A 4,772-nucleotide genomic window follows, 5' to 3' on the forward strand; every position below is an offset into this window, starting at 1 on the left:
ATTTTATTCCCCTATTTTAGAACGCAATGAAATCCCTAAATCAATTATACCTAAGATTGTTACAAGAGGAAACATCATCGGAATAAACATGCAGACAATAAAACTAATAATAGGAACACCTTTCGTAAAACCTTTGCTATGCGCTATAAAAGCGATAAATGTCAGACCTTGCAGTACTAGTAGTAAAGCAAATATGACATATAAATTAGAAAATACCATATGTAAATATGATGTCGGTTCTACTTTTATAAAAGTTGATAGCAAAATAAATATAACGTAATACCAAACAATACTCTTTGGTAATTGTATATCTTTAAATTTAGGCCACGGTATAACGTCATGCTTTAGTTTTCTCAAAACACTACCTGATATCATAACTGTAATCCAAGAAAAACATACAGAAACCATTACAAGCAAACTTGGGAATAACGTTTGTAACACATCATTAAATTGTGCAAATAATTCTTTTTGCTCTTTACTAATAGGCATACCCGCAGCAGTAACTATCTTTTCACTTTGCGCCATACTTTCATTAAACATATTTTGCATTTGCTTCATTAAATCTATGTTAAAAAACTTTATACTCGCAACATAAATGAGCATAATACCAATTAAGTACGCAAGCGTCCCCGCCATTAAAGTTTCTACCGGCTTTTTTCGTTTTTTATACATATATCCTAAAACGATACCTATCAATCCAAACATAGTTGTCTTTACTAGGTTCATCGGCTGACTGACAATAACAGTAATAAAAAGCGCCGCAGTAAAAACTATAAAGGCGTTAGATAATCTATATCTTATCGTTAGCAATATAAATGGCAATGGCAACGCAAACGTTACAACTGTACCTAAAATTGGAACATACATAGATATAAGCAATAACATTGCATATATCACTAACAGTGCTGCACCCTCAGTAATAAATTTCGTATTCTTCATCATCTAACCTCTCTTTCAAAAAAAGAAAAGCATAGCAAAATGCACAGTAGAGTCCGACTCTACTGTGCATTTCATACGCTATTATTCACCAACATATGGTAAAAGTGCCATTTGACGAGCACGTTTAATTGCAACTGTAAGTTTGCGTTGGTATTTCGCGCTTGTTCCTGTTACACGACGAGGTAAAATTTTACCGCGCTCAGAAACGAAACGTTTTAATAAATCAACATCTTTATAGTCAATGCGAGTGATGCCGTTAGATGTAAAGAAACACACCTTACGACGCTTCGCACGTCCACCTTTGCGTCCTGCCATGTCTATTCCCTCCATTCTTTGTTAAAAATAGCCGATTCACACCATTAAAATGGTAAATCGTCGTCCGAAATGTCAATCGGTTGACCAACATTCGAAAATGGATCGTCATTCTTCGTAAATCCAGAGTTACCTTGATTACCTTGGTTACCTGAATTACTAGATTGACCAAATGGGTTAGAGCTTTGGTTACCGAAACCAGCTCCTGATGGTTGCTGATTGAATGAACCACGTTGCTCCCCACCGCCATTACGCGGCTCTAAAAATTGTACGCTCTCCGCAAGAACTTCTGTTACATATACACGTTTACCATCTTGTCCATCGTAATTACGAGTTTGAAGACGTCCGTCTACGCCTGCTAAGCTACCTTTTTTCAAATAATTTGCCACGTTTTCTGCTTGTTTACGCCATATTACACAATTAATAAAGTCAGCTTCACGCTCACCTTGTTGATTCGCAAATGCGCGATTCACAGCTAACGTAAAAGTAGCTACTGCAACACCATTGGGCGTGTAACGTAAGTCAGGGTCCTTAGTTAAACGACCAACGAGGATAACACGATTCATCAATCGAACCACTCTCCCTTATATATCAATTATTTTTCTTCTTCTTTAACAACGATATGACGAAGGATATCTTCGTTGATCTTAGCTAAACGGTCGAATTCGTTAATCGCCTCTGAGTTAGAGTTCACGTTTAAGATCATGTAGAAACCTTCACGTAAGTCGTTGATTTCGTAAGCTAAACGACGCTTACCCCACTCTTTTGTGTTAATGATTTCTGCACCATTGTTTGTTAAAACACCTGCGAAACGTTCAACTAAAGCTTTTTGAGCTTCTTCTTCAACGCCAGGACGAATGATGTACATAATTTCGTACTTTCTCATTACACTTTCACCTCCTTTTGGTCTAAACGGCCCATAATGGGCAAGGAGCAATTAATTTATAGTAATTACTCACGAGTTTAGATTATATCATAGTAAGTTATATGAATCAACTCACCAATACGTAAAAAGCTTGGCAAACATATAATATATTTGCCAAGTCTATATCTTTATTTTTCCTAGGAAATATTAAATTAAACGTTAAAGCGGAAGTGCATAACATCTCCGTCTTTTACGATATACTCTTTTCCTTCTAAACGTACTTTACCAGCTTCTTTTGCAGCTGTCATAGAACCGTTTGTCATTAAATCATCATAAGAAACTGTTTCTGCGCGAATAAATCCACGCTCAAAGTCTGTATGAATTACACCAGCACATTGTGGTGCTTTCATACCTTGTTTAAACGTCCATGCACGTACTTCTTGCACACCAGCTGTGAAGTAAGTAGCAAGTCCTAATAAGTCATATGCAGCACGAATTAATTGATCTAAACCAGATTCTTCAATACCTAGTTCTTCAAGGAATACTTTCTTCTCTTCCTCATCTAACTCAGCAATTTCTGATTCTATTTTTGCACATACAACAATTACTTGTGAATTTTCATTTGCTGCAAATTCTTTTACCATTTGTACATATTTATTGTCAGAAGGATCCATAATATCATCTTCACTTACGTTTGCTACATATAGCATTTCTTTCGTTGTAAGTAAATGAAGGCCTTTAACAATCTTCATTTGCTCTTCTGTAAATTCAACAGTACGAGCTGGTTTTCCCTCTTCAAAAGCTTCTTTTAAACGAACTAAAATTTCATGCTCATATACAGCTTCTTTATCTTTTTGTCTTGCTAACTTCGCAACTCGTTCGATACGCTTATCAACAGATTCCAAATCCGCTAAGATTAGTTCTAAGTTAATTGTTTCAATGTCATCAATTGGATCTACTTTTCCTGAAACGTGCGTAATATTTTCATCTTCAAAACAACGAACAACTTGGCAAATTGCATCTACTTGACGAATGTGAGATAAGAATTTATTTCCTAACCCTTCACCTTTACTCGCACCTTTTACGATACCTGCAATATCAGTAAATTCAAATACAGTCGGAACAGTTTTTTTCGGTTCTACTAATTCCGTTAATTTATTTAAACGCTCATCTGGTACTTCTACAATCCCTACGTTTGGATCGATTGTACAGAATGGATAGTTCGCAGATTCTGCTCCTGCTTGTGTAATTGCATTAAATAAAGTGGACTTACCTACGTTAGGTAATCCAACAATCCCAGCCGTTAATCCCATATTTTTCACTCCTATGTCTCAATCTTTCATCATTATAGATAGTAACGAAAAAAATGACAAGTTTCCACCAAATGAAAAAAAGCAACGGCTGTCTACTGCAGCTGTTGCTTTTTCACTATTCTTCGTGCTTCACAAGTATTTTTTTCACCTTGCGATCAAACTCTCTTCGAGGAATCATTACCGAATGGTCACACCCCTCGCACTTAACGCGGATATCCATTCCCATACGAATAATCTTCCATCGATTTTCACCACATGGATGGGCTTTCTTCATTTCCACAACATCGTACAAGTTATATTGCTTTTGCTCCATTCTCTAAATCCCTCCCACTATTAAATTGCTTTTTCACTAACTAATTCTTCGCGACTATATAAAACCATACGTGGGTATGGAATTTCAATCCCATGTAAATCAAGACGATTTTTAATCTCTTTGCGAAGAGCCCTCGCAATAACTGCATGCTGCATCGGCTCAACTTCAGCAATAACACGTAATACAACTTCAGACGCTGCCAATGTTTGAACACCTAGCAATTGAGGTGTCGTTACCATTTTCTCATATTTTTCTGGTAATTCTACTAATAAATCTTCAATAACTTGCTCCGCTCGTACTATATCACTTTCATAAGAAATAGATACATCAACAAATGCTACACTATTACTAACGGAAAAGTTCGTTACTTGTACAATACTACCATTTGGTATTATATGAATTTCACCTGTCCAGCTTTTCATCTTCGTTGTACGTAGTCCAATTTCCAAAACAGTTCCTTCAAATTGACCTATTCTTACATAATCACCTACTGAAAATTGATCCTCTAACAAAATAAATAATCCTGTAATAACATCTTTAACTAAACTTTGTGCACCAAAACCGACTGCTAAACCAATTACCCCAGCACCGGCTAATAAACCTGACGCATTAATATCAAACACACCTAAAATCGCAATTAACATAATGAACATAACAACGTATGCCACAATATTTTCAAGCAACTTCGCTACCGTAACTGTACGACGTTCTGAAATTTGAATCGGCGAACGGCTTCCCATACGAAACGCATTTCGTACAATTGCCCTTGCAACTCGCACAACGATTGCACCAAGTATTAAAATAACGATTATTTTTAGTGACTTCACACCTATATTCGTCCAATCAATGGACTCAAACCATTTCAACGCTAAATCCATGTCCCTCTACCTCTCTAGCTAAAATTTCTTTTTAGTTATCCTTATTATTGTATCAGAACTCTCTCTGATTTCTGAAAAAAATTTATGACTTTAATTCCATTTGTTAACTTCCATTCAGGTATAAAATGAAACGAATATATATATACTAGTAC

General features: G+C 36.0%; 7 protein-coding genes. All 7 read right to left on the minus strand.

Features of this window, described 5'->3' with window-relative positions:
• Positions 1-3: 3 nt before the first annotated feature.
• Positions 4-939, minus strand: a complete 936-nt coding sequence (locus AB3X49_RS17775) for a YybS family protein (protein ID WP_142274283.1) — start codon at positions 937-939, stop codon at positions 4-6.
• An 81-nt stretch (positions 940-1,020) separates the two neighbouring features.
• Positions 1,021-1,254 (minus strand): 30S ribosomal protein S18, encoded by a 234-nt coding sequence (gene rpsR / locus AB3X49_RS17780; protein ID WP_000918874.1) that lies wholly within the window; start codon positions 1,252-1,254, stop codon positions 1,021-1,023.
• A gap of 44 nt (positions 1,255-1,298) precedes the next feature.
• Positions 1,299-1,820 carry a single-stranded DNA-binding protein gene (gene ssb, locus AB3X49_RS17785; RefSeq protein ID WP_000981963.1) on the minus strand — a complete coding sequence of 174 codons (522 nt, stop codon included), beginning with the start codon at positions 1,818-1,820 and terminating at the stop codon, positions 1,299-1,301.
• 26 nt (positions 1,821-1,846) lie between these two features.
• Positions 1,847-2,137: a 30S ribosomal protein S6 gene (gene rpsF / locus AB3X49_RS17790; protein ID WP_001233782.1), complete on the minus strand. Its 291-nt coding sequence runs from the start codon at positions 2,135-2,137 to the stop codon at positions 1,847-1,849.
• Between the two features lie 191 nt (positions 2,138-2,328).
• The gene (gene ychF / locus AB3X49_RS17795) at positions 2,329-3,429 is read right to left on the minus strand and encodes a redox-regulated ATPase YchF (protein ID WP_219916772.1); all 1,101 of its coding nucleotides are present in this window, start codon (positions 3,427-3,429) and stop codon (positions 2,329-2,331) included.
• A gap of 115 nt (positions 3,430-3,544) precedes the next feature.
• A complete protein-coding gene (locus AB3X49_RS17800; RefSeq protein ID WP_000436054.1) occupies positions 3,545-3,742 on the minus strand; it encodes a DUF951 domain-containing protein in 198 nt (65 codons plus the stop codon).
• Positions 3,743-3,762: 20 nt separating this feature from the next.
• Positions 3,763-4,620, minus strand: coding sequence for a mechanosensitive ion channel family protein (locus tag AB3X49_RS17805; RefSeq protein ID WP_002089952.1), 858 nt, complete (start codon positions 4,618-4,620; stop codon positions 3,763-3,765).
• Between the last annotated feature and the right edge of the window lie 152 nt (positions 4,621-4,772).

The organism is Bacillus sp. C30, assembly GCF_040838255.1.
Lineage (GTDB): Bacteria > Bacillota > Bacilli > Bacillales > Bacillaceae_G > Bacillus_A > Bacillus_A mycoides.